Raw genomic sequence first — 20,185 nt, forward strand, 5'->3', positions numbered from 1 at the left:
GAGGGCCCTCAGGCCAGGCCCAACGCGAACACCGCGAAGCCCGCCGCCAGCAGCCCCGCCGCGGCCCGCCGCACCGCCGTCGCCCTGGTCCGCGGCTCCTCGAACCGCCGGGCGTACCGGGCGATCCCCACCAACAGCGCGGCGAACACCGGCAGCCACGCCGCCCGGGCCAGGAGCCACCCCACGCTGTCCGGAGCGGTCGTCAGACCGGCGGCCCCGCCGAGGAGCGATCCGGGCACGGCCGCCGCCAGCATCGCCGTCTGGTGCCAGCACAGCACCGTCATCGCGCACAGGTTGACGACGACCACCGGGGCCCACAGCGCCGGCCGCGCGAGGAGCCGCGCCAGCCGGTCCCGCAACAGGATCGCCGCCCCCGACTGCGCCGCCGCCAAGGCGAGCACGAGCAGCGACGGCGGGTGCGAGTTGGTCCGCGCCTCGCCCGGTACGCCCACCATCGACGCCGGGTAGTGGAACACCGCCAACAGCGCCGCGAACAACACGCAACCGCCGACGAGCAGCAGCCACGCCCCGCGCCGGTCGACGCGCCGCTCGCCCCAGGACACACCCAACTGGTACGCGAACAACCAGCCCGGCAGGACGTTCACCAGGGCCAACCAGGACGGCACCGAGTCCGCGAAGGGCCCGTAGCGCAGGAAGTCCACCACCGCCACCGACCCGAGCAACGGGGCCGCCGCCCAGCCTCCGAGCCGGCGCGCCGCCCACACGCAGTACGGGGTCAGCGCCGTGACCACCACGTACACGCCCACGAACCACAGCGGCTGGATCACCAGCGTGGCCCCGGTCCGCAGGGTCGTCTCCGGCACGCCGACCGCGTACGCCACCGGCGCGGCCAGCGCCCACACCGCGGTGACGCCGAGCACCGGCCGCCCCAGCCGGGCGATCCGCCCCCTCAGCCACGCCGCCGTCGAGCCCCCGCGTCGGCGGAACGACAGCACCGACGCGTACCCGCCCACCAGGAAGAACACGCCGAGCATCTGCAGCACCCAACTGGCCGGGGCCAGGCCGCCGAACGACGCCAGCGGACTCGCGTTGTGCAGCGCGCCCTCGTCGTCGAGGGTGAGACCGCCCAACATCCAGTGCCCGATCGGCACCGCGAGCAGTGCCAGGGCGCGCAGCCCGTCGATCGCCCGATCGCGGTGGGCGGGGGTCCGCGCCTCGATCCGATCGGCCGTCGTCCGCAGCGAGGTCGTGAGGCTCATCGGGCCACCCCGTCCGCGATCGACGCGAAGGCCGCCAACGACCGGGTCCCCGGGGCGAAGTAGCCGGTGTGGCCCTGTACGTCGCCGGCGGGGATCCGGCGGGCACCGAACGCCGCGGACGTGGGATCGGCGCCGTGCCCGATGCCGGCGACCTCGACGTTCGGTACGTCCGCGATCCAGTCGGAGGGACCGCGCGCCGCCCACACCCGGGCCGCCGTGCCCAGCCCGGCGGCGGTCCTCGCCCGCATCCCCGGGGAACCGAACACGACGACGTCGCTCGCGTCCGTGTGCCGGGCCGCGAGTCCGCAGACCACCGAGCCGTAGCTGTGACAGAACAACACCGGGTCCGGCGCCCCCACCGCGTCCAACCCGGCGGTGAACCGGGCCAGCCGGACCGCACCGGCCCGCGCCAGCCGTCCGTCGGCCGCGTCCAACCCCACCCCCACCGGGGTCGTGTACCCGGTCCACGCCACGACGGCCGTGTCCCCGGACGCCGCCGACCGCAGCGCCCGCGCCATCCCGCCGGGACCGGTGTGCGGCGTGCGGCGCGCGTCGTACGCGGTCGCGTCGTTGTCGGAGCCGGGCACGATCACCGACACGTGCGCCGCGTGCTCCAGGTCCCCGAACACCTCCGCGACCTGACCCCGGTCGCGCGGATCGAAGGCCAGGATCCGGCGACCGGGGGCCGCGAGGGACTCGAACCGGGCGTCGCCCGTCGCGAGGACCGCCAGCCGGTTGGCCTCGTACCTCAGAGGGAGCGGAGCCCCGTCCAGATTGCCCACCACGAGGGGGTGCCGGACCAGGAGCCGGCGCCGCCCGCTCTCCTCCAGCCCGGCGAAGAACGCCGCGACCTCCCGGGGCGTGGCGCTCGCCGGATCCGGCAGCCTGCGGCCGGACACGCTGTCGGCCCGCCAGGCGTCGGCGCCCGGCGGCGGCCCGGTGATCGCCCGCCGGCTGTCGGCCGTGGCCCATCCCGCGGTCCCCGCGACCACGGCCACCGCGACGGCGGCGGCGACCAGTGTCCTTCCGAAGCGGCGCATGCCCCTTCTCCTCTCCTCGTGACGAGGAGGAAGGTAGGAAGGGGGTACCGGCAGGCACGTCCGACCGGGGAGCCAACCTCGATGTCATACCCCGGTAGGGGGTGGAGGAGAGCGGTACCCCGCGATCAGGCGCCGTCGCCGGGACGCACCAGACCCGCCTCATAGGCGAAGATCACCGCCTGGGCCCGGTCCCGCAGGTCCAGTTTGGCCAGCACCTTGCCGATGTGCGTCTTCACCGTCTGCTCGGCCAGCACCAGATGCGCGGCGATCTCCTGGTTCGACAGGCCGCGCGCGATGAGCTCCAACACCTCGGTCTCACGCGGGGTCAACCCCTTCAGCCGCAGCGCCGGGTCCTTGCGCGGCGCCGGCCGCTGCCGGACGAAGTCGGCGATCAGCCGCCGCGTCACCGACGGTGCGAGCAGCGCCTCGCCCGAGGCGACCACCCGGACCGCCGCGATCAGGTCGGCCGGCGGGGCGTCCTTCAACAGGAACCCGGACGCGCCGGCGCGCAGCGCCTCGTACACGTAGTCGTCGATGTCGAAGGTGGTCAACATCAGCACCTTCGGGCGGTGCACCACGCCCCGCGGGGGATCGAGGAGTTCGCGGGCGGCCGTCAGCCCGTCCATTTCCGGCATCCGCACGTCCATCAGCACCACGTCGGGGTGCACCGTGCGGGAGACGCGCACCCCCTCCCGGCCGTCGGGAGCCTCGCCCACCACGTCGATGTCGGCCTGCGCGGAGAGCAGCGCGGCGAACCCCGCCCGCACCATGGCCTGGTCGTCGACGATGATCACGCGGATGGTCAACTCGGTTCCTCGACTGTTTCGTTCAGGGGCAGACGGGCGGCGACCCGGAAGCCACCGTCCGGGAGCGGGCCGGTGTCCAGCGTGCCGCCCGTCAACCGTACGCGCTCCCGCATGCCCACCAGGCCGTGCCCCGTGCCCGAGGTCTCCAGGAACGGTGCGGCGTCGGGTGCCGGCCCATTGACCACCAGGACGAGCAACTCGTCGGCGTGGAGGGTCACCGAGACGTGCGTCCGCGCGCCCGGAGCATGCCGCACCACATTCGCCAAGGCCTCCTGCACGATCCGGTACGCCGACAGGTCCACCGCCGCGGGCGCCGCCGCGGCGGCCCCGGCGGCCAGGGACAACCGCACCGGCTGCCCGGCCCGCACGGTCGCCTCCACCAACTGCTGGAGCCGGTCGATGCCGGGCTGCGGGGCCCGCTCCCCGCCCGGTCCGTCACCGTTCCCACGCAGCACCGTCAGCAGCCGGCGCATCTCGCCCAGCGACTCGCGCGCGCTCGCCGCGATCGCCTCGAACTCCTCGCGCACCGGGTCGGCCATGCCGGGCAGCCGGTACGGGGCGGAGTCGGCCTGCACGGTGATCACCGACATGTGGTGGGCCACCACGTCGTGCAACTCCCGGGCGATCCGCGCGCGTTCCTCCAGCAGGGTGCGGCGCGCACGTTCGGCCTCGCTGATGCCCTGCTGCTCGACGATGCGCTGCTGCGCGTCGCCGAGACCGCGCAGCGCACCCGTCAGCGCGAGGAAGGCACCGGCGAGGATGAACAGGAGCGCGGTGGTGGTCGTCACCCCGTCGGGCCGCAGGAGTTCGAGCGCCCCTCCGGCCGCGCCCGTCACCAGCCACACCGCGACCAGGTTGCGGACGGGCTCGCGCAGCCCCAGACAGACCATGCACACGAGGTAGCCGACGATCACCATCGGCGGCCACGGCCAACTGTGCCCGGCCACCCCGTCGGCATGGGCCAGCACCACCGCACCCACGACGTCGGCGGTCAACACGATGCCCCAGGCGGGCAACGGCCGGGTCACGGCGAGCAACAGCGGCACGGTCTGCGCGACGCCGAGGGCGCCGGCCCAGCCGCCGCCGGCCCCGTAGACGTTGGTCGACACGGCGATCGTCACCGGCATCAACGTCAGCACGAAGACGGCCACGACGGCGAAGGGCAGTATCCGCTGCCAGGCCCTGGGGGCCCGCGCGAACAGCGGTTCGCCCGCGTGGGCGGGCGTCCGCAGCACCACCGCGAATCGGGGCACCGCACGGCCGGACGGTTCGGGAACCGGTTCGGGGGCCGTCGCCCCGGGCGTCGTCTCGCTCATGATCGCCCCACCCTACGGGCCCACGGGTCAACGCACCCGCCTCCAAGATCCCGGGTCCGTGGCATCCGCGTCCCGGACGCCGGCGCGACGGGCGAGACGTTCGCGCGGGCGGGCGAGACGTTCGCGCGGGCGGGTGAGTCGGTCGCGCGGGCGGGTGAGGCGGTCGAGCTCCGCGGCCGGGGAGGCGCGCGCTCGGCGGGAGCGCGCCCTCAGCGCTGCCAGGTCGTGCGCCGCACCACCGTGTCCGATCGGGAGACGGGCGTGTCGCCGGCGTGCGCGGCCAGTGCGCGGCGCATGTCGTCCAGGGCGGGCTGTTCGTCGGTCATCGGGTGCTGGAACTCGTACTGGAGGTCCGTGTTCAGTACCACCCACACCACACGCCGCTGTTTGTCCCCGGACTTGCGCATGTCCTCCCAGTTCGTCACGTGGATGGTCACGGTCCCCACCACGATTTCGCGGATCTCCGGCCAGGACGCCCGGAACCGGCCGAAGCGAACCCCCTCGCCGTCCGCGCGGAAGGCCGGAACGAACAGGGCGCGCACGCTGAACACCAGCCCCACCGAACCGAACAGCAGACACAGGATCGCCCAGCCCCAGAAGAAGACGGTGGCGAACAGGGACTCCTGTTCCCACGGCGTCCAGGCCCAGAACGTCCCCACCCCCAACGCCCCGGCGAGGAGCGAGGCGAGGATCATGCTCCCGGGGCCGTCCTCGTGGATCTCGTACGGTCGTCCCCCCGCGGGTACGTTCATGCCCCACCCCCTGTCGCGTGTAGCGCCATGATGCCCACGCCCGACCCCGGGGACACCGGCCGGTTCCGGCCCCTCGGGCGCCGCGCGGGGGAGGCATAGACTGACGCCGATCAGATGATCATCGGCACGGGGGAGTCGGTACGCATGGGGACGGCGGCCGCGCTGGAGAAACTGCTGCCGGTGCTCCTCGCCTTCGGCGGTGGGGTGCTCCTCGCACGGCGCAAGACCGTCCCCGCGGAGGCATCCAAGGCCTTCGCGGACTACGCCTTCCTCTTCGCGGTGCCCTGCTACCTCTTCGGCAACATCTACGCGAGCGACCTCGGCGCCCTGTTCGACTGGCGTGCCATCGGCGGTTACGCGACCGCCGCCGCCCTCGCCGTCGCGATCGTGGCCCTCGTCGCCGTCGCCCGCGGGACGCGGGAGCCGCGCGCCGTGGCGCTGCGCGTGATGGCCGGCGTCCAGGTGAACACGGCGTACTTCGCGGTACCCGTCTTCATCACCGTGTTCGGGACCGCGGCGCCGATCTTCCCCGTACTGCTCTTCCAGGTCTGCGTGCTGTCCCTCGTCGTCATCGCCATCATGGAACTCGGCCGCTCCGGACCGGGGTCCGGCGGTCCCGGGACGAAGCTCGCGCGCGCCGTCGCGGCCTCGCTCGCCACTCCGCTGGTGCTGGCCTGCAACGCCGGAATCGTCTTGAACCTGCTGTCGGTGCGGGTGCCGGGAGTGGTGTTGGAGGGGGCCGCGTTCGTCGGCGACAGCGCCTCCCCGGTCGCCCTGTTCGCGTTGGGCCTGCACCTCGGGGGAGCCGGCCTGGACGTCCGCGGCACCACGCGCGAGGAACTGCTGCTGATCGGCTTCAAGTGCCTGGCGTTCCCGCTGTTGGCCTGGGCGGTGTGCGCGTGGCTGTTCGGTGTACGGGGCGACTGGTTGGCGTACCTCGTCCTCATCGCGGCGATGCCGACCCCGCAGAACCTGTTCATCTTCGCGCAGCGCTACGACGTGGGCGTCGACCTCTCCGCCTCGCTCGTGATCAAGAGTTCGGTGGTTTCACTCCTGCTGCTGCCCCTGTGGTTGCAGACTGTCGCCCCATGATCGAACAACGTGCGAACACCGCGAACCCGCCGGATCCCGCGCTGAAGGCGGCCACCCTCGGACTGTTGGCCGCCTGGATCGCGCACGACCTGGAAGAGGTCGTCACCATGGCCCGCTGGTCCCGCACCCGGGTGCCCGCCCTGCGCGAGCGCCACCCCCGGGTGCCCGAACGGTTCTGGCGGAGCGTCACGGACGTGGACGGACGCGAGTTCGCCACGGCCGTCGGATTCATGGGCCTGATCGTCGCGGCGGCCGCCGCGGACGGTCTGCGCACCGGCGGGCGCTCCGCCTTCTACCAGGCCTCCCTGGACGGGTTCGGCCTGCACGGGCTGGTCCACCTCGCCAACTCCGCCGCCACCCGCGGCTACACCCCCGGGGTCGTCACCTCCCCGCTGATCGTGGTCCCCTTCACCCTCTGGGCCCGCGGCCGGCTGCGCCGCGCCGGTGTGCTGCGGCCGACCCGGGCCCGCGACGCCGTGCTCGGCCTCGGTCTGGCCGCCGCGGCCACCGCCGCCGCGCACGCCGCGGCCCGGCTGATCCGGCGTCCCGCGCTCGTTCCCCCGGGCGGGTGCCGATCGTTCACCCCGCATGGAGCCCCTGCCGACCACCGCGGCGCCGGGCGTCGCTGAACGCGCCGACGCCGCGGCCGATGCCGCCTGCCACCTCTACGACGCCGTCGCGCCCCGGGGCGCCGGCGAACCGGGCGGGTGGAGCCGGACAGCCGCCGAGGACGCCGCCGAAGCCATCGAGACCACCGCGCACGCCCTCGCGTTCATCCGTCCGGGCGCCGACGTCGTCCTGGCACCGGTGCACACGGCCCTCGCGGAACTGCGCCGCCGGCTGGATCTGTCGCCCGCCGACCCGTTGACCGCCGAGGGGGTTCCGGCCACGCCGCGTACGGTCGGCAACCCGCGCCGGACCCGCTGGGCCCGGGTGCCTCACCCGACGCGGGCGCCGGCGACGGCGGTGTCGAACAGGGCCCTGACCTCCTTGCCGAAGTAGGAGCTGTACGAGACGTCGGATGTGTCCCCGCCGGTCTTCCAGCCGCCGATCACCCCGATCACGTCCCCGGTCCTGGTCTTGGCGTCGTAACGCGCCAGGAACGGGCCGCCGCTGGTCCCACCGGGGTAGCCGGTGCAGGCGATGCGCAGGAAGGACCCGGGGATGCGCGCGTCCTCGCTGGTGAACTTCGTGGTCCGGTTGACGCACACCCGGGGGCGGGCGGCCGACGACGGATGGCCGATCAGCGTGACCCGGGGGTGTGCGTAGGGGCCCCCGGTGAGCAGCCGGTTCCCGCCGACCACGTCCTGCACCCGGCGCCCCTTGGGGCCCGGTCCGACCTGCGCGAAGGCCACGTCGAGGGTGGCCGCCCGGTTGGCGCCCTGGCTGCGGTAGCGCGGGTGGATCCACACCTTCGAGCGGCCCTTGGCGTCGCGCAGCACGGGGAACATGCCGTAGGGCCGGGGGTTGCGGGCCGTGTAGCGCGGTACGAAGGCCACCTTCCGGGTGTCGGAGCCGAGCAGGCAGTGTGCCGCGCTGAGCACCAGGTCGCGGCCGGGCGAGGCGACCACGCTCGCCGTGCAGAAGTACGCGCCGGCGCCCTTCATGACGAACATCCTGCCGACGACCGGGATGCCGTCGAAGTTCGTGCCGGTGCCCGGGCCCGCGAGAGCGGCGCCGATGGTGTCCCCGGCCCGGTCGGACTCGGCGGACGGTTCGGGTACGGGGCCGGCCGAGACGGCGGGTGCGGTCACCGGGGTGACGGCGGCGGCGGACGGGTCGGGGGCCGGGACGCGGCCCGGGCTCGGGGCGCCGGACGGTACGGCCGTGTCGCCGGAGGCCGGGGCCGAGGCCGGGGCGGTGGCCGGTGCGAGGGGCGCCGGGGTCGCGGAGGCCATCCGTTCGGCGGTCCAGAAGGACTGCGCCTCCCGGACCGACCATCGGCCGACGACGCGTGCGGTGCCGGCCTCGGCGACCGGCAGCGGGCCGCCGAGCAGCGCCAGCGCGGTCGCCGCCGCCGCCATGGTCAAGGTGCGTCGCATGCGGGGCTCCCTAGATCGCTTGGGGGAAGCGGAACAACCGGTTCGGGTCATGGGCGCGTCGGACCTCCTGGAGGCGGGCGAGGTTCGCCCCGTAGTAGGCCGCGCGCCAGTCGACGAGCTTCGGATCGACGTAGTTCTGGTACGCGCGACCACTCGCCCAGGGGCGCAGGTCCTGCCAGAGCCCGTCGAGCCAGCCCTGGTGCCGGGCCACCTCGTCGGCGGACGCGGACTCGGGCCAGTAGGCGAGGTACTGGGACAGGAACGCGCTGTCGCGGTGGACGAAGGCGGTGTCGGAGGGGCCCGGCCGGTTCATGGCCCCGCCGCACTCCCCGAGGAATTGGACCACTCCCAGCCCGCCGGCCGGCGCCGCCCGCGCGTAGCCGCGCACAGCGGCCAACACCGCCCGGACGGCGGCCTCCGGCAGCCCGGCGCCGGTCCAGAAGTCCGAGCGCGCCGCGTACGAGGTCCGGCCGATCACCCCGCGCGGGTCGTGGCCGGGCAGGGTGCCCGGCAGGCGACACCGGGCGGCGGCCCGCTCCTCGCAGCCGGCCATGGCCCGCAGGGTGTCCCCGTACCCCCGTACGACGAGGTGGCGATCCCGGGGTTCCCGGCCGACCAGGTCGGACAGCCGGGTCAACTGCCGTTCCAGCTCGTCCCGCCCGTCGAAGCACAGCACCTTGACGGACGGAACGGGCTCCGGACCGGACTCGATCACGAACTCCACGTGGCTCCAGAAGGGGTCCGGCAGCCCGCCCGACCAGCGCTGCCAGCCGCTCAGCACCGCCGCGGACTCCGCGCCCGCCCAGTGCAGTTCGGCGAAGGCCGCGTCCCCGACCGGGTGGGTGCGGAACCGGAACTCCGTCACCACGCCGAAGTTGCCGCCCCCACCGCCGCGCAGCGCCCAGAAGAGATCGGGATCGTGTCCCGCGTCGACCTCGCGGACCACGCCGTCGGGAGTGACCACCCGGGCACCGGTCAACGCGTCCGAGGTGGTGCCGTGCACCCGCGAGGCGAGTCCCATGCCCCCGCCCAGCGTGAGCCCGGCGATCCCGACCGAGGGACACAGTCCGGTCGGGATGCCCCGACCGCGCGCGGCGAGCATGGCGTTGACCTCGCCGAGGCGGGCGCCGGCTCCGATCCGCGCCCCGTCCCCCTCGACCGCCACCTCGGCCATCGCCCCGACGTCGACCACGAGCCCGCCGTCGCCGCCGGACCATCCCGCGTAGCCGTGGCCGCCACCGCGCGGCACCACCGGCACGGCGGAGCGACGGGCGAAGTCCAGGCAGGCGGTCACGTCCGAGGCGTGCGCGGGATACGCCACCGCGGCCGGCGCGAGGGTGTCGTAACGGGGTTGGAAGAGCCGGCGCGCCTCGGGGTAGTCCCGGTCGCCCGGCACAACGATCCGCCCGTCCAACGTGCGGGCGAGCGCGGCGAAGTCGGGGCCGCGTCCAGGGCGTCGGGACGGACGGCGTACGGGGTCCGAGGGACCCCGCGCGGTCGCCCCGACGGTGGCCAGGACTGCGGCGGCCGCGCTTGTGAGGACCAGACGGCGGTGCGGGCTCATGCCCCCTTCCTGCCATCGGCGGGCCGGTTCGGGGCGAAGGCGGGACCACAAAGGCCGAGTTGCCCCCCGAACGGCCCAGGAACCCGCTCCTTCCCGTTCCCCCGCCCGGCCGGAAGTCCCCGGATCAGGGGGATCCGGGGGCGTCCGGATCGGGTTTGCGGGCCAGCAGGAAACCCTGGGGGGAGCGTTCCCCGTCGCCGGGTTCGCGGACCAGGCGCGCCACCTCGGTCAGTCCGGCGCCGGTCAGCAGCGCGGCCACGCGCTCCGGCGGGACCCCGTACACGTCGAGGTCGACGGGGTGCCCGTACGCCCGCTCCAGCCGGGTCCGGTACTCCCCGGCCTTGAACGCGATCAGCAGGTGGCCACCCGGTGCGAGCACCCGCGCGCACTCGGCGAACGTCGGCGGCAGGTCCCGCGGCGGGGTGTGCACGGTGGAGTACCAGAGCAGCACCCCGCCCAGGACCCCGTCGGCCACGTCCAGCGCCGCCATGGAACCCACCTCGAACCGCAGTCCCGGATGGGTCCGACGGGCCACCGCCACCATCGCGGGCGACAGGTCCACGCCGAAGGCCCGTACGCCGAGACCGGTCAGGTGCGCCGTCACCCGGCCCGGACCGCAACCGAGGTCCGCGACGGCGCGACCGGGACCTCCGTCCTCGTCGCGCACGCATTCGGCGAAGGCGGCCAGCATCGCGCGGTCCAGCGGTCTGCGGGCCAACTCCGACTCCAGGAGCCGGGCGTAGTCCTCGGCGACGGCGTCATAGGACACCCGCACCGAATGCAGGTTCGAGGTGGCGTTCATGCCCCTGGACAGTAGCCCGCGCGGAGGTCGGACTCACCCCCCGGACAGCGGATTGGGGAGGTCCGCCCACCGGTCGCCCGGCGTGCCGGGGCTGAGCCGCATCAGCGTGAGCGCCTTGACGGGCAGCGGCCCGGACCGCAGGGCCTCGGTGTCCGCCGTGGCGGGGAGGTCCGCCAGCCGCCCCAGGGCCTCGCCGAGGGCCGGGGCCGAACCTGCCGTGGCGGCGAGGGCCCCGGCCGCCAGCGAGCCGAACAGCTTGCGCCGCAGCACCGTCTCGTCGTCGGTGACCAGCCGTCCCGACACCGGCGGCGCCGCCAGCCCGTGCCGGGCCAACCGGGCCGGGCTGATCCGGATGTCGGCGAGGTCGCGGTAGACCAGCCGCAGCGGCGACCCGGTGGGGGAGAGGACGACCAGCAGGTTCTGGCCGTGGGCCTCCAGGGCCACCCCGAGGTCCAGCACCTCCAGGCACACCGACAGGGCCAGGCCGGCGAAGTCCGCCCGCCAGGCCGGCGAGGCGGCGAGCGGGGTGCCCGCGAGGGCCGCCACCGGAACGACCCGCTCGCCCGGGCCCGCGTACGCCTCCGGGGGCTCGCGGAAGACCGTCGCCAGGTCCGGGCTGTGCGCGGTCGCGGCGGCCAGGGTGCGGGTGACGTGGAGACGGCCGCCGAGCCGCTGCGACAGGGAGTGCGCGAAGGCGGACACGGCGGCCGCCGTCTCGATCGAATAGCCGGAGATGTCCCGCACCGATGAGGTGAGCCGGGTGCTCAGCGAGGTCTTCACATGGGGTCCGCCCCCGACCGGGGCGAGGGTCCGCAGCGACATCAGCGGATGCGCGGTCGGGAAGGGCCCGCCCCCGCTCCGCGCGCCGCCCTGCTTCAGGACGTGCTCCACCTGCCACGGGTGCACCGGGAGCAGCACGTGCCCCCCGTCCCGCAGCTCGGCCGGCCAGTCCCCGGTGACCAGGCACTCCTCGGCCCGGACGGAGACCGTCCCGAGCGGTACCAGCGGCCGGTGCTCGGGTGCGTACGCCAACTGCTCCGCCACCGAGAAGCCGGGACGGGAGCGACAGTTGGGGTGGTAGGGATGGCCGTCGACCACGCGCTGTTCCCACTCCCAGCCCGCTCGCGGGGCGGGGTCCGTCGCGGGGTCGGGCTGCCCCGCCCGGGACAGCGCCAGCGAGGCCGTGCTGTCGTCCAGCTCGGCGGCGAACGCGGCCCCGTGCGGCACGTCGAGCGCCGACACCAGACGTGCGGCGTGTCGGTACGCCCGGCCGTCGAGCCGGACCTCGGTGACGTGGGACCCGGTGGCGTAGGGATCGGGCAGCGGCCCCTCCAGCCGCCCACCCGAGGCGGTGACGAGCACCAGCGAATCCGGCCCGGACTCCCGCCGCACCACCCAGGGCAGCGGTTCGAAGGCCAGCGCCCGCCAGAGCCGGGTCAGCACGGCCGCCCGCGCGCCTTCCAGCTCGGCGGCGTACGCGGCCACGAGATCGGGCCGTACGTCGGCCAGCTCGGCGGCGACGGTCTCCTCGGCCGGAGGGACGGGGACGTGCGTGCTGCGGTCCAGGGTCCTGGTCCTCTCTCATAATTGGTTCACCTGATGATCGGTGATGATCACCGAATGGATCGAATGGAACCAGTGGACCTCAACGCCGCAGCCGACGCCCTCGCAGCCGCCCCGCTGCTGAACTGCCTGCTGCGGGAGGCCGCGGATCCCACAGGTGAGGAGGGTGTCCACCGGCTGCGCGGCAGCGGGCGGCTGCTGCGCGTGGCGGGCGGACGCAGGCCCGAGCGGCCGGAACTGCTCCTCGGGAACGGCCGGCATCCGCTCGGCCTCGCGGAACTGGTCAAGCTCGCCTCGGACGAGCTGCGCCTGTACACGGGCGTCTCCAACGACGACCTGCCGACGGAGATCACCGACAGCCGGGACGCCGTCGCCGCGCTGCTGGCCGCCCGGGCCGTGGCCCCGGCCCCGCAGGACCCCTACGTCCGCTCCGAACAGGCGCTGGTGATGGGCCATCCGCACCACCCGGCCCCCAAGTCGCGGGGCGGCGCGCCCGCCGCGAGCTGGCTGCCGTACGCGCCCGAGGCGCACGCCCGGTTCCCGCTGGTCCTGCTCGGCCTGCGGGAGGACCAGGTGGTCGAGGACGGCTCGCAGGCCGCCTCCGAGGCGATCGACTCCCTCGCGGAACTCCTCGACGGCCCGCGCCCGCCCGCCGGGTACCGGCTGCTGCCGGCGCACCCCTGGCAGCTGGACCTGGTCGGAGGCCTCCCCGCGGTGCGCGAGGCCTTCGCCGACGGGCGGCTGCTGCGCCTCGGACCGACCCGGCGCCCGGTCTGGCCGACCGCCTCGATCCGGACCCTGTACGCGCCCGACCCGAGCGCCGACGTGTTCGTCAAGTTCAGCCTCGACGTGCGCGTGACCAACGACGTCCGCCGACTGTGGAGGCACGACCTGCTGAGGCTCAGGCGCACGGACTCCGCCGTCGAGGCGGGCTTCGCCGAACTGCGCCGCGAGGGCTCGCAGGCCGTCTGGCTGGCCGACCGGGGATACCGCACCGCGGGGTTCGCGTTCGAGGAGCTGGCCGTCCTGGTCCGCGACGGACTGCGTCGACAGGGGCTGCCGGGGGCCGATCCGCTGCTGGCCGCGGCGCTCGCGGAGGGCTTCCCGGGCAGCCCGTTGGCGGCCACGCCCGACCCGGCGGGGTGGTGGCGGGCGTATCTGCGCCACGTCGTGCCCCCCGTGCTGGAGCTGTTCGCCCGGCGGGGGATCGTGCTGGAGGCCCATCTCCAGAACTGCCTGGTGGCGGTCGACGGCCGGGGCATGCCGGTGCAGGCCCTCTTCCGCGACGCGGAGGGCGTGAAACTCCCGGGGGACCTGCCGAGGGAGGCCGGCTGGCAGCGGCTCCTGTACTGCCTGGTGGTCAACCACCTGGCGGAGGTGGGCGGGGCGCTGGCCGAGGCGCATCCGGCCGTGGTCGGCCAGGTGTGGCCCGCCGTCCGGGAGGAGTTCCGGCGCGGCGAGGCCGCGACCGGGCTCGCGGAGATCGGCGAACTGTTGAACGCCCCGTCGCTGCCGGCCAAGACGAACCTGCTGCTGAGGTGGACCCGGGCGGACGGCGCGGACGCGCGCTACCTGCCGCTGCCGAACCCGCTGAGGGGGTAGCGGACCGGGCGTGGCATTCCGGCCAAGGTGGTGCCGGGCGCCCCTTCCCCCGGTGTGGAAAGGTATAGACCAATGCTACGTTGGTCGGGCAGACCGCGCAGTCCTTGACCACCCGTCAGAGGAGTAGCCATGCCCTCCCCTTCGCGGGGCGGCGCCCCGGCCGCCATGCCCAAGTACCAGCGGATCGCCGCAGCGCTGCGGCACGAGATCGACCGCACCGCGCAGACCCCCGGCGCCAGACTGCCCTCCGAACGCAGCCTCGCCGCCCGCTACCAGGTCAACCGGCAGACCATTCGAGCCGCCCTGCAACGCCTGCGGGCGGACGGGCTGATCGTCACCGGCCGGCGCGGCACCCGACCCGTCGCGGCGCCCGTCTCCGCCGCCGCCCTGCCCGTCTCCGCCGCTGCCCCGCCCGTCTCCGCCGCCGCCCCGCCCGCCGGCTCCGCGCCGGCCCGGTGTTGGGTCGCGTTCGTCAGCCTCGCTCCGACCCACGCCGCGCTGCTCGGGATGAAGGGCGGTGAGCGCACCCTCGTGCACCACCGCCGCGAACGGCACTCGGCGGGGGAGACCCTCCAGCACGCGGTCACCTACCTCAGCCCCGTCGTGGTGGCAGCCACCCCCGAACTGTCCGCGCTGTGTCACCTCACCGCGGTCCGCGACGAGGATCTCGGGCCGCTGCACCGCTGGCTCGACCGCGCGACGGCGACCGGCCGGGTCGCCGAGACCATCACCATGACCCGCACCACCCACCCGCCGACCTCCTCCGCCGCCTGCGGGCTCAGCGTCCGCCGCACCCTCCACGACGGTTCCGGCCGACTGCTCGCCGTCACCGACCTGTCCTTCCCGACCTGGGACCGGCTGACCTTCCACCGGGACCGGGCCGCGGGCGGGTTCCGCGTCAGTTGACGGCGGCGCCGCCGAGGGGCGGGGGCCTGTGACACATCCCACCTCGGCCGGAGCGGTTCGTCGTCATTCGGGGCGAGAGTGCTCCGAGGGCGGCCGCTCCGGCATCGTCCGGCCGGGCGGCGGGGCGTCGCCGTCCGCGGTCGCGCGAGCGCTCTCGTGCCCGGTCGCGCGCCGGTCCGGGGCGGCGGGGGCGCCGGTGAGGAGCGCGAGGAGCCCGGCCACCTGCACGCCCGCCTCCGCCGGGTGCCGGAAGACGGCGCCCGCGGAGATCTCGTACCGATTGCGACGTCCGTCACGCACGCGCTGGAGGTATCCGTCGGCCTCCAGGTCGGTGACGATCGTCTGCACGGTGCGCTCGGTGAGTCCGCAGGTGGCGGCCACGTCGCGCAGGCGCACGGCGGGGTCCCGCGCGATGGTCACGAGCACGCGTGCGTGATTCGTGAGGAAAGTCCAATTGTGTCGCTGAGACGCGGTCCCCATATGCTCATGATGCGTCACTTGATTCAGGTGATGCAATACGTGAAAGCGATTTCCTGTAATTCTTGACGTATGAGCCGAAGAGGTCCAGCATCTACGGCAGTCAAGGTCACGCGCCGCAAGCCGACCAGCCCAAGGAGCGAACCCCCCATGCCGGTCCCTGCCCCGTCCTCCCTGATCGACGACACCGCCACCGCCGCCGTCCCCCGGCCCCGCCGGAGCACCGCCGCAGGTCTGCCGCGGATCGACGACCCCCGGGAGATGGCCCCCGCGGACGCCCGCGAACTGTCGCGGGTCTTCTTCAAGCGGCTCCGCGAGCTCACCGAGGGCACCCCGGAGTACCAGTACGTCCGCAACACGCTGATCGAGATGAACGCCTCACTCGTCCAGTACGCCGTCCGCCGCTTCCGCACCCGCGGCGAGGGCGGCGACATGGAGGACATCGTCCAGGTCGGCACGATCGGCCTGATCAAGGCCATCGACCGGTTCGACCCGAGCCGCGAGAACGAGTTCTCCACCCTCGCCATGCCGTACATCACCGGCGAGATCAAGCGGCACTTCCGTGACACCAGCTGGGCCGTCCACGTGCCGCGCCGGCTCCAGGAGCTGCGCATCGACATCGCGAAGGCCAAGGAGGAGCTGACCGTCCGCCTGGACCGCTCCCCGACCGTCGCCGATCTCGCCGAGCACCTCGACCTCAGCGCCGACGAGGTCGTCGAGGGCCTGGTGGCCGCCAACGGTCACACCTCCGGCTCGCTCGACGCCCCGCACACCGAGCACAGCGACGGCCCGACCGAGGGCCACACCCTCGCCGACGTCATGGGCGAGGACGAGCCGGCCATGGAACTCGTCGAGGACATCCAGTCCCTGGCCCCGCTCCTCGAACAGCTCACGGACCGCGAGCGCCGGATGCTCCAGATGCGCTTCGGCGAGGAGCTGACCCAGGCCCAGATCGGTGCCGCGCTCGGCATCTCCCAGATGCAGGTCTCGCGTCTGCTGACCCGACTCCTGGCCCACCTGCGCGAGTCCATGCTGGCCGACGCGGACCACTCCGAGGGTTCGGCCGCGCACGCCGCCTGACCTTCGCTCCGGCACGCCCGAACCCCCGGCCCGGTCCGCGTCGCGCGGCCAGGGCCGCCTCACCCGGCCGCACCCCCCTCACTCTCGGGGTGCCGCCGGGTGAAGCGGTGCCACCAGCGCGCCGGCCGCGGCTTCACGACCTCGACCTCGGCCTCGCTCCCGGGGTGCCGCCGGGTGAAGCGGTGCCACCAGTGCGTACGCCGCGGATGCACGGCCCGCCCGAGTCGCCGGCCCAGGAACAGGTAGCCCAGCAGGGCGCCCGTCGTGTTCAGGATCACGTCGTCGACGTCGAAGGCCCGCCCCGTGACCAGGGCCCCCTGTACGAGTTCGACCAGGGTCATCACGACCGTCGTGCACAGCACGACCCGCGCGAGACCGCGGACCTGCGGCACCAGCACCGGCAGCAGCACCCCGAACGGCACCCCCAGCAGCAGGTTCCCGCCGATCTGGCGCGCGGCCTCCCGGGCCGTGCCGTGATTGACGTAGGCACGGATCGACTGCCCCGGGTGGACGTTGCTGTAGGTCAGGGCCTCGGAGGCCGGGGAAGGCTCCAGCGTCAGCCGGGCGAGCACCACGCTGAACGCCACCGTCGCCCCCAGCGCGGCCGCCATCGCGAGCGCCCGCAGCGCCGGGTGCGCTCCCGTCCCGGGTACCGGATTCCTGTGCCGTATCGGATTCATGGGCACCGTATGCCCAGCCGTTTCGGCCCGACCCGTGGTAACCCCGGCCGATCGTCGACCGTGTTCGCGGGACCGACGAACGCCGGTGCGCGTGAGGGGGATCACACGGCCGCCCGCGGTTGCGTGAGGTGGATCACCTTGGCGTTTGCGGTGGTTGAGGGAGGGCACCCGGGCCCCTGGAACGGAACCTTCCGCTTGCCGTCGACGCGGCGCGCGCGAGGGCGGGCGGATCCCGCATCGCTCCACGGCCCGCCGACCCCATCGGCGCGCCGTACCCGTATCGACCCGCGAGGTGTATGTGTCCACGCTCCAGGCCGAGCACGTCTACAAGGTGTTCGGCAGACACCCCGATGGCGCCGCCGACGCCGTCCGCGCTCTCGAACGCGGCGCCGACCGCGACGAGCTCCGCGCCGACGGAACGACGGCCGCTGTGATCGACGCGTCCTTCAGCGTCGAACCCGGCCAGATCTTCGTCGTCATGGGGCTGTCCGGATCCGGCAAGTCCACGCTGCTGCGCATGCTCAACGGACTGCTGGAACCCACCTCGGGACGCATCCTCTTCGACGGCGAGGACCTCACCGCGCTCACCGCGCGCGAGCTGCGCCGGGTCCGCTCCACCAAGATCAGCATGGTGTTCCAGCACTTCGCGCTGTTTCCGCACCGCGACGTCCTGGCGAACGCCGCGTACGGACTGGAGGTCCAGGGCGTCCCCCGGGCCGAGCGCGAACGGCGCGCCGCCGAGGCGCTGGAGCTGTGCGGGCTCGGCGGTTGGGAGAACTCCTGGCCCGACGAGCTGTCCGGCGGCATGCAGCAGCGCGTGGGCCTCGCCCGCGCCCTCGCCACCGACGCCGACCTGCTGCTGATGGACGAGTCCTTCAGCGCCCTCGACCCGCTGATCCGCCGTGACATGCAGGACCAGTTGCTCGAACTCCAGCGGCGCCTGAAGAAGACCATCGTCTTCATCACCCACGACCTCAACGAGGCCATGCGCCTCGGCGACGGCATCGCCGTCATGCGCGACGGCCGGATCGTCCAACTGGGCACCGCCGAGGACATCCTGATGCGGCCGGCCGACGACTACGTGGCCTCCTTCATCCAGGACGTCGACCGCTCGCGCGTCCTGACGGCAGACGCCGTCATGGACGTCCCGGTCCCGGACGCCGACGCCTGCGCCTGTCCGACGGTCGGCACCGACACCCCGCTCGCCGAACTGTGCGCCGTCAGCGCCCGGGTCCCGCACCCGGTCGCCGTCACCGACAAGGAGGGCGCCGTGGTCGGCTCCGTGCCGCAGGACCGCCTCATCGCCTTCATAGGCGACGAACAACGACCCCCGATGCACTGCGCGGAGGTGGCAGCCTGATGCCCCGCCTGCACCTCGGCGCCTGGGTCGACAGTGGTGTCGACTTCCTCCAGCGCCACCTGTCCTGGCTGTTCGACGCCATCAGCACGGTGGTCACCGGGCTCTACGACGGCATCGACGCCGTCCTGAACGCCCCCGCGCCCCTGCTGTTCGCCGGCATCCTCGCCGTCGCCGCCTGGTGGCTGCGCGGCCTGCTCGCCGCGCTCCTGGCCTTCGTGGGCTTCGCACTCGTCGACTCCGTCGGCCTGTGGTCCGAAGCCATGTCCACGCTCTCCCTCGTGCTGGTCGCCACCCTGGTCACGCTGTTCTTCGCGGTTCCGCTGGGCATCTGGGCCTCCCGCTCCGACCGGGTCAGTGCCGTCCTGCGGCCCGTCCTGGACTTCATGCAGACCATGCCGGCCATGGTCTACCTGATCCCCGGCATCATCTTCTTCGGCGTGGGCGTCGTGCCCGGCATCATCGCCACGATCATCTTCTCGCTGCCGCCCGGCGTCAGGATGACCGAACTCGGCATCCGGCAGGTCGACGGCGAGCTGGTCGAGGCGGCCGACGCCTTCGGCACCACCCCGCGCGACACCCTCGTACGGGTCCAGCTCCCGCTGGCCCTGCCCACCATCATGGCCGGCATCAACCAGGTCATCATGCTCGGCCTGTCCATGGTCGTCATCGCCGGCATGGTCGGCGGCGGCGGACTCGGCGGAGCCGTCTACCGCGCCATCGGCAACGTCGACATCGGCCTCGGCTTCGAGGCCGGCATCTCCATCGTCATCCTCGCCATGTACCTGGACCGGATGACCGGGGCCCTCGGCCGCCAGGTCTCCCCGCTCGGCCGGCGCGCCCTGGCCAAGACCCAGGCCGCCGCGCGCGGCGCCGCCAAGCTGTGGAACCACCGGCCCCAGCCCGCGTACGCGGTCAGCGGAGCCGTGATCCTCGCCCTCGTCGCGGGTGGCCTCGGCGCCTTCGGCGGCTCGGACCAGTCGAAGACCACGGCGAGCGGCGCCGAGAACGTCGGCAAGGGCCGCAAGATCAACCTCGGCTACATCCCGTGGGACGAGGGCATCGCCTCCACCTTCCTCTGGAAGGAACTGCTGGAGCGGCGCGGCTTCGAGGTCGACGCCCGCCAGTTGGAGGCCGGCGCGCTCTACACCGGCCTGGCCGGTGGACAGATCGACTTCCAGACCGACTCCTGGCTGCCCGTCACCCACGCGAAGTACTGGGAGAAGTACGGGAAGAAGCTGGAGGACCTGGGCTCCTGGTACGGTCCGACCTCGCTGGAGCTGGCCGTCCCCTCGTACATGAAGGACGTGCGCTCGCTCGCCGACCTCAAGGGAAAGTCCGGACAGTTCAAGGGCCGGATCATCGGCATCGAGCCGAGCGCCGGCGAGATGTCCATCCTCAAGGACAAGGTGCTCGGGGAGTACGGCCTCGACGGCGAGTACAAGGTCGTCGACGGCTCCACCCCGGGCATGCTCGCCGAGCTGAAGCGGGCCTACGAGAAGAAGGAGCCCGTCGCGGTCGTCCTGTGGTCCCCGCACTGGGCCTACTCCTCCTACCAGCTCACCAAGCTGGAGGACCCCAAGGGGGCCTGGGGCAAGGGCGACGGCATCCACACCCTGGCCCGCAAGGACTTCGGCTCGGACGAGCCCGAGGTCGCGAAGTGGCTGCGCTCCTTCAAGCTGACCGAGGAGCAGCTGACCGGCCTGGAAGCCAAGATCCAGGAGGCCGGCAAGGGCAAGGAACAGCAGGCGGTCCGCACCTGGCTGGCCGATCACCCGGAGATCGACAAGCTGGCCTGAGCACCGCGAGGCGCCGGCGCGCGGAGGAGACCGTACGTTCCTCCGCGCGCCGGCGCCTTCGTGTGTCCGGACCCGGTTCAGCCGACC

The 20,185-nt window shown here is 73.7% G+C and carries 19 protein-coding genes; 8 read left to right on the forward strand and 11 right to left on the reverse strand.

Features of this window, described 5'->3' with window-relative positions:
- Nucleotides 1-8: 8 nt before the first annotated feature.
- The 5 genes from ACFYW3_RS04800 to ACFYW3_RS04820 all read right to left on the reverse strand — a co-directional run bounded on the left by ACFYW3_RS04800 (nt 9) and on the right by ACFYW3_RS04820 (nt 5,134).
- On the reverse strand, nt 9-1,220 hold the full coding sequence (locus tag ACFYW3_RS04800) for an acyltransferase (RefSeq protein ID WP_389385537.1): 1,212 nt from the start codon (nt 1,218-1,220) through the stop codon (nt 9-11).
- The gene (locus ACFYW3_RS04805; RefSeq protein ID WP_389385538.1) at nt 1,217-2,260 is read right to left on the reverse strand and encodes an alpha/beta hydrolase; all 1,044 of its coding nucleotides are present in this window, start codon (nt 2,258-2,260) and stop codon (nt 1,217-1,219) included. Before ACFYW3_RS04805 ends, ACFYW3_RS04800 begins: the two co-directional genes overlap by 4 nt.
- Before the next feature lie 125 nt (nt 2,261-2,385).
- The gene (locus tag ACFYW3_RS04810) at nt 2,386-3,066 is read right to left on the reverse strand and encodes a response regulator transcription factor (protein WP_267799820.1); all 681 of its coding nucleotides are present in this window, start codon (nt 3,064-3,066) and stop codon (nt 2,386-2,388) included.
- Complete coding sequence (locus ACFYW3_RS04815; RefSeq protein ID WP_389385539.1) at nt 3,063-4,382, reverse strand: sensor histidine kinase; 1,320 nt, start codon at nt 4,380-4,382, stop codon at nt 3,063-3,065. The genes ACFYW3_RS04810 and ACFYW3_RS04815 overlap by 4 nt, the downstream gene beginning before the upstream one ends.
- 209 nt (nt 4,383-4,591) lie before the next feature.
- Nucleotides 4,592-5,134 (reverse strand): hypothetical protein, encoded by a 543-nt coding sequence (locus ACFYW3_RS04820; protein WP_389385540.1) that lies wholly within the window; start codon nt 5,132-5,134, stop codon nt 4,592-4,594.
- Between the two features lie 114 nt (nt 5,135-5,248).
- On the opposite strand from ACFYW3_RS04820, the gene ACFYW3_RS04825 reads away from it, so the two are divergent.
- Genes ACFYW3_RS04825 through ACFYW3_RS04835 form a run of 3 tightly spaced genes read left to right on the forward strand, consistent with a single transcriptional unit; the run spans nt 5,249 to nt 7,228 of the window.
- The gene (locus tag ACFYW3_RS04825; protein ID WP_351756710.1) at nt 5,249-6,226 is read left to right on the forward strand and encodes an AEC family transporter; all 978 of its coding nucleotides are present in this window, start codon (nt 5,249-5,251) and stop codon (nt 6,224-6,226) included.
- Nucleotides 6,223-6,855, forward strand: coding sequence for an HXXEE domain-containing protein (locus ACFYW3_RS04830; protein WP_389385541.1), 633 nt, complete (start codon nt 6,223-6,225; stop codon nt 6,853-6,855). Before ACFYW3_RS04825 ends, ACFYW3_RS04830 begins: the two co-directional genes overlap by 4 nt.
- Entirely contained in the window at nt 6,815-7,228 is a 414-nt protein-coding gene (locus ACFYW3_RS04835) for a hypothetical protein (RefSeq protein WP_351756705.1), read from the forward strand. Before ACFYW3_RS04830 ends, ACFYW3_RS04835 begins: the two co-directional genes overlap by 41 nt.
- Here ACFYW3_RS04835 and ACFYW3_RS04840 read toward each other — a convergent pair.
- The 4 genes from ACFYW3_RS04840 to ACFYW3_RS04855 form a co-directional block, all read right to left on the reverse strand.
- A complete protein-coding gene (locus ACFYW3_RS04840; RefSeq protein WP_389385542.1) occupies nt 7,165-8,268 on the reverse strand; it encodes a hypothetical protein in 1,104 nt (367 codons plus the stop codon). The genes ACFYW3_RS04835 and ACFYW3_RS04840 overlap by 64 nt on opposite strands.
- Nucleotides 8,269-8,278: 10 nt before the next feature.
- Nucleotides 8,279-9,832, reverse strand: a complete 1,554-nt coding sequence (locus ACFYW3_RS04845) for an FAD-binding oxidoreductase (protein WP_389385543.1) — start codon at nt 9,830-9,832, stop codon at nt 8,279-8,281.
- 124 nt (nt 9,833-9,956) lie between these two features.
- Nucleotides 9,957-10,634, reverse strand: a complete 678-nt coding sequence (locus tag ACFYW3_RS04850; protein WP_389385544.1) for a class I SAM-dependent DNA methyltransferase — start codon at nt 10,632-10,634, stop codon at nt 9,957-9,959.
- Nucleotides 10,635-10,667: 33 nt separating this feature from the next.
- Complete coding sequence (locus tag ACFYW3_RS04855; protein WP_389385545.1) at nt 10,668-12,119, reverse strand: IucA/IucC family protein; 1,452 nt, start codon at nt 12,117-12,119, stop codon at nt 10,668-10,670.
- A 135-nt stretch (nt 12,120-12,254) separates the two neighbouring features.
- Between ACFYW3_RS04855 and ACFYW3_RS04860 the strand changes: the two genes are divergently transcribed.
- Nucleotides 12,255-13,799: an IucA/IucC family protein gene (locus tag ACFYW3_RS04860; protein ID WP_351756691.1), complete on the forward strand. Its 1,545-nt coding sequence runs from the start codon at nt 12,255-12,257 to the stop codon at nt 13,797-13,799.
- Nucleotides 13,800-13,928: 129 nt separating this feature from the next.
- Nucleotides 13,929-14,705 carry a GntR family transcriptional regulator gene (locus ACFYW3_RS04865; protein ID WP_389385546.1) on the forward strand — a complete coding sequence of 259 codons (777 nt, stop codon included), beginning with the start codon at nt 13,929-13,931 and terminating at the stop codon, nt 14,703-14,705.
- A gap of 63 nt (nt 14,706-14,768) precedes the next feature.
- Here the strand turns inward: ACFYW3_RS04865 and ACFYW3_RS04870 are convergent, their stop codons facing one another.
- A complete protein-coding gene (locus tag ACFYW3_RS04870; RefSeq protein WP_389385547.1) occupies nt 14,769-15,131 on the reverse strand; it encodes a helix-turn-helix transcriptional regulator in 363 nt (120 codons plus the stop codon).
- Nucleotides 15,132-15,332: 201 nt separating this feature from the next.
- Here ACFYW3_RS04870 and ACFYW3_RS04875 point away from each other — a divergent pair, with 201 nt between their 5' ends.
- A complete protein-coding gene (locus ACFYW3_RS04875; RefSeq protein ID WP_351756683.1) occupies nt 15,333-16,262 on the forward strand; it encodes a SigB/SigF/SigG family RNA polymerase sigma factor in 930 nt (309 codons plus the stop codon).
- A 59-nt stretch (nt 16,263-16,321) separates the two neighbouring features.
- Here the strand turns inward: ACFYW3_RS04875 and ACFYW3_RS04880 are convergent, their stop codons facing one another.
- Nucleotides 16,322-16,942 carry a VanZ family protein gene (locus tag ACFYW3_RS04880; protein WP_351756680.1) on the reverse strand — a complete coding sequence of 207 codons (621 nt, stop codon included), beginning with the start codon at nt 16,940-16,942 and terminating at the stop codon, nt 16,322-16,324.
- A gap of 298 nt (nt 16,943-17,240) precedes the next feature.
- On the opposite strand from ACFYW3_RS04880, the gene ACFYW3_RS04885 reads away from it, so the two are divergent.
- A complete protein-coding gene (locus ACFYW3_RS04885) occupies nt 17,241-18,302 on the forward strand; it encodes a glycine betaine/L-proline ABC transporter ATP-binding protein (RefSeq protein ID WP_351756677.1) in 1,062 nt (353 codons plus the stop codon).
- Nucleotides 18,302-20,098 (forward strand): ABC transporter permease/substrate binding protein, encoded by a 1,797-nt coding sequence (locus ACFYW3_RS04890; RefSeq protein WP_351756674.1) that lies wholly within the window; start codon nt 18,302-18,304, stop codon nt 20,096-20,098. The genes ACFYW3_RS04885 and ACFYW3_RS04890 overlap by 1 nt, the downstream gene beginning before the upstream one ends.
- The last annotated feature ends 87 nt before the right edge of the window (nt 20,099-20,185 follow it).

Origin of the sequence: Streptomyces sp. NPDC002602, from assembly GCF_042889445.1 — a bacterium.
Taxonomy (GTDB): domain Bacteria; phylum Actinomycetota; class Actinomycetes; order Streptomycetales; family Streptomycetaceae; genus Streptomyces.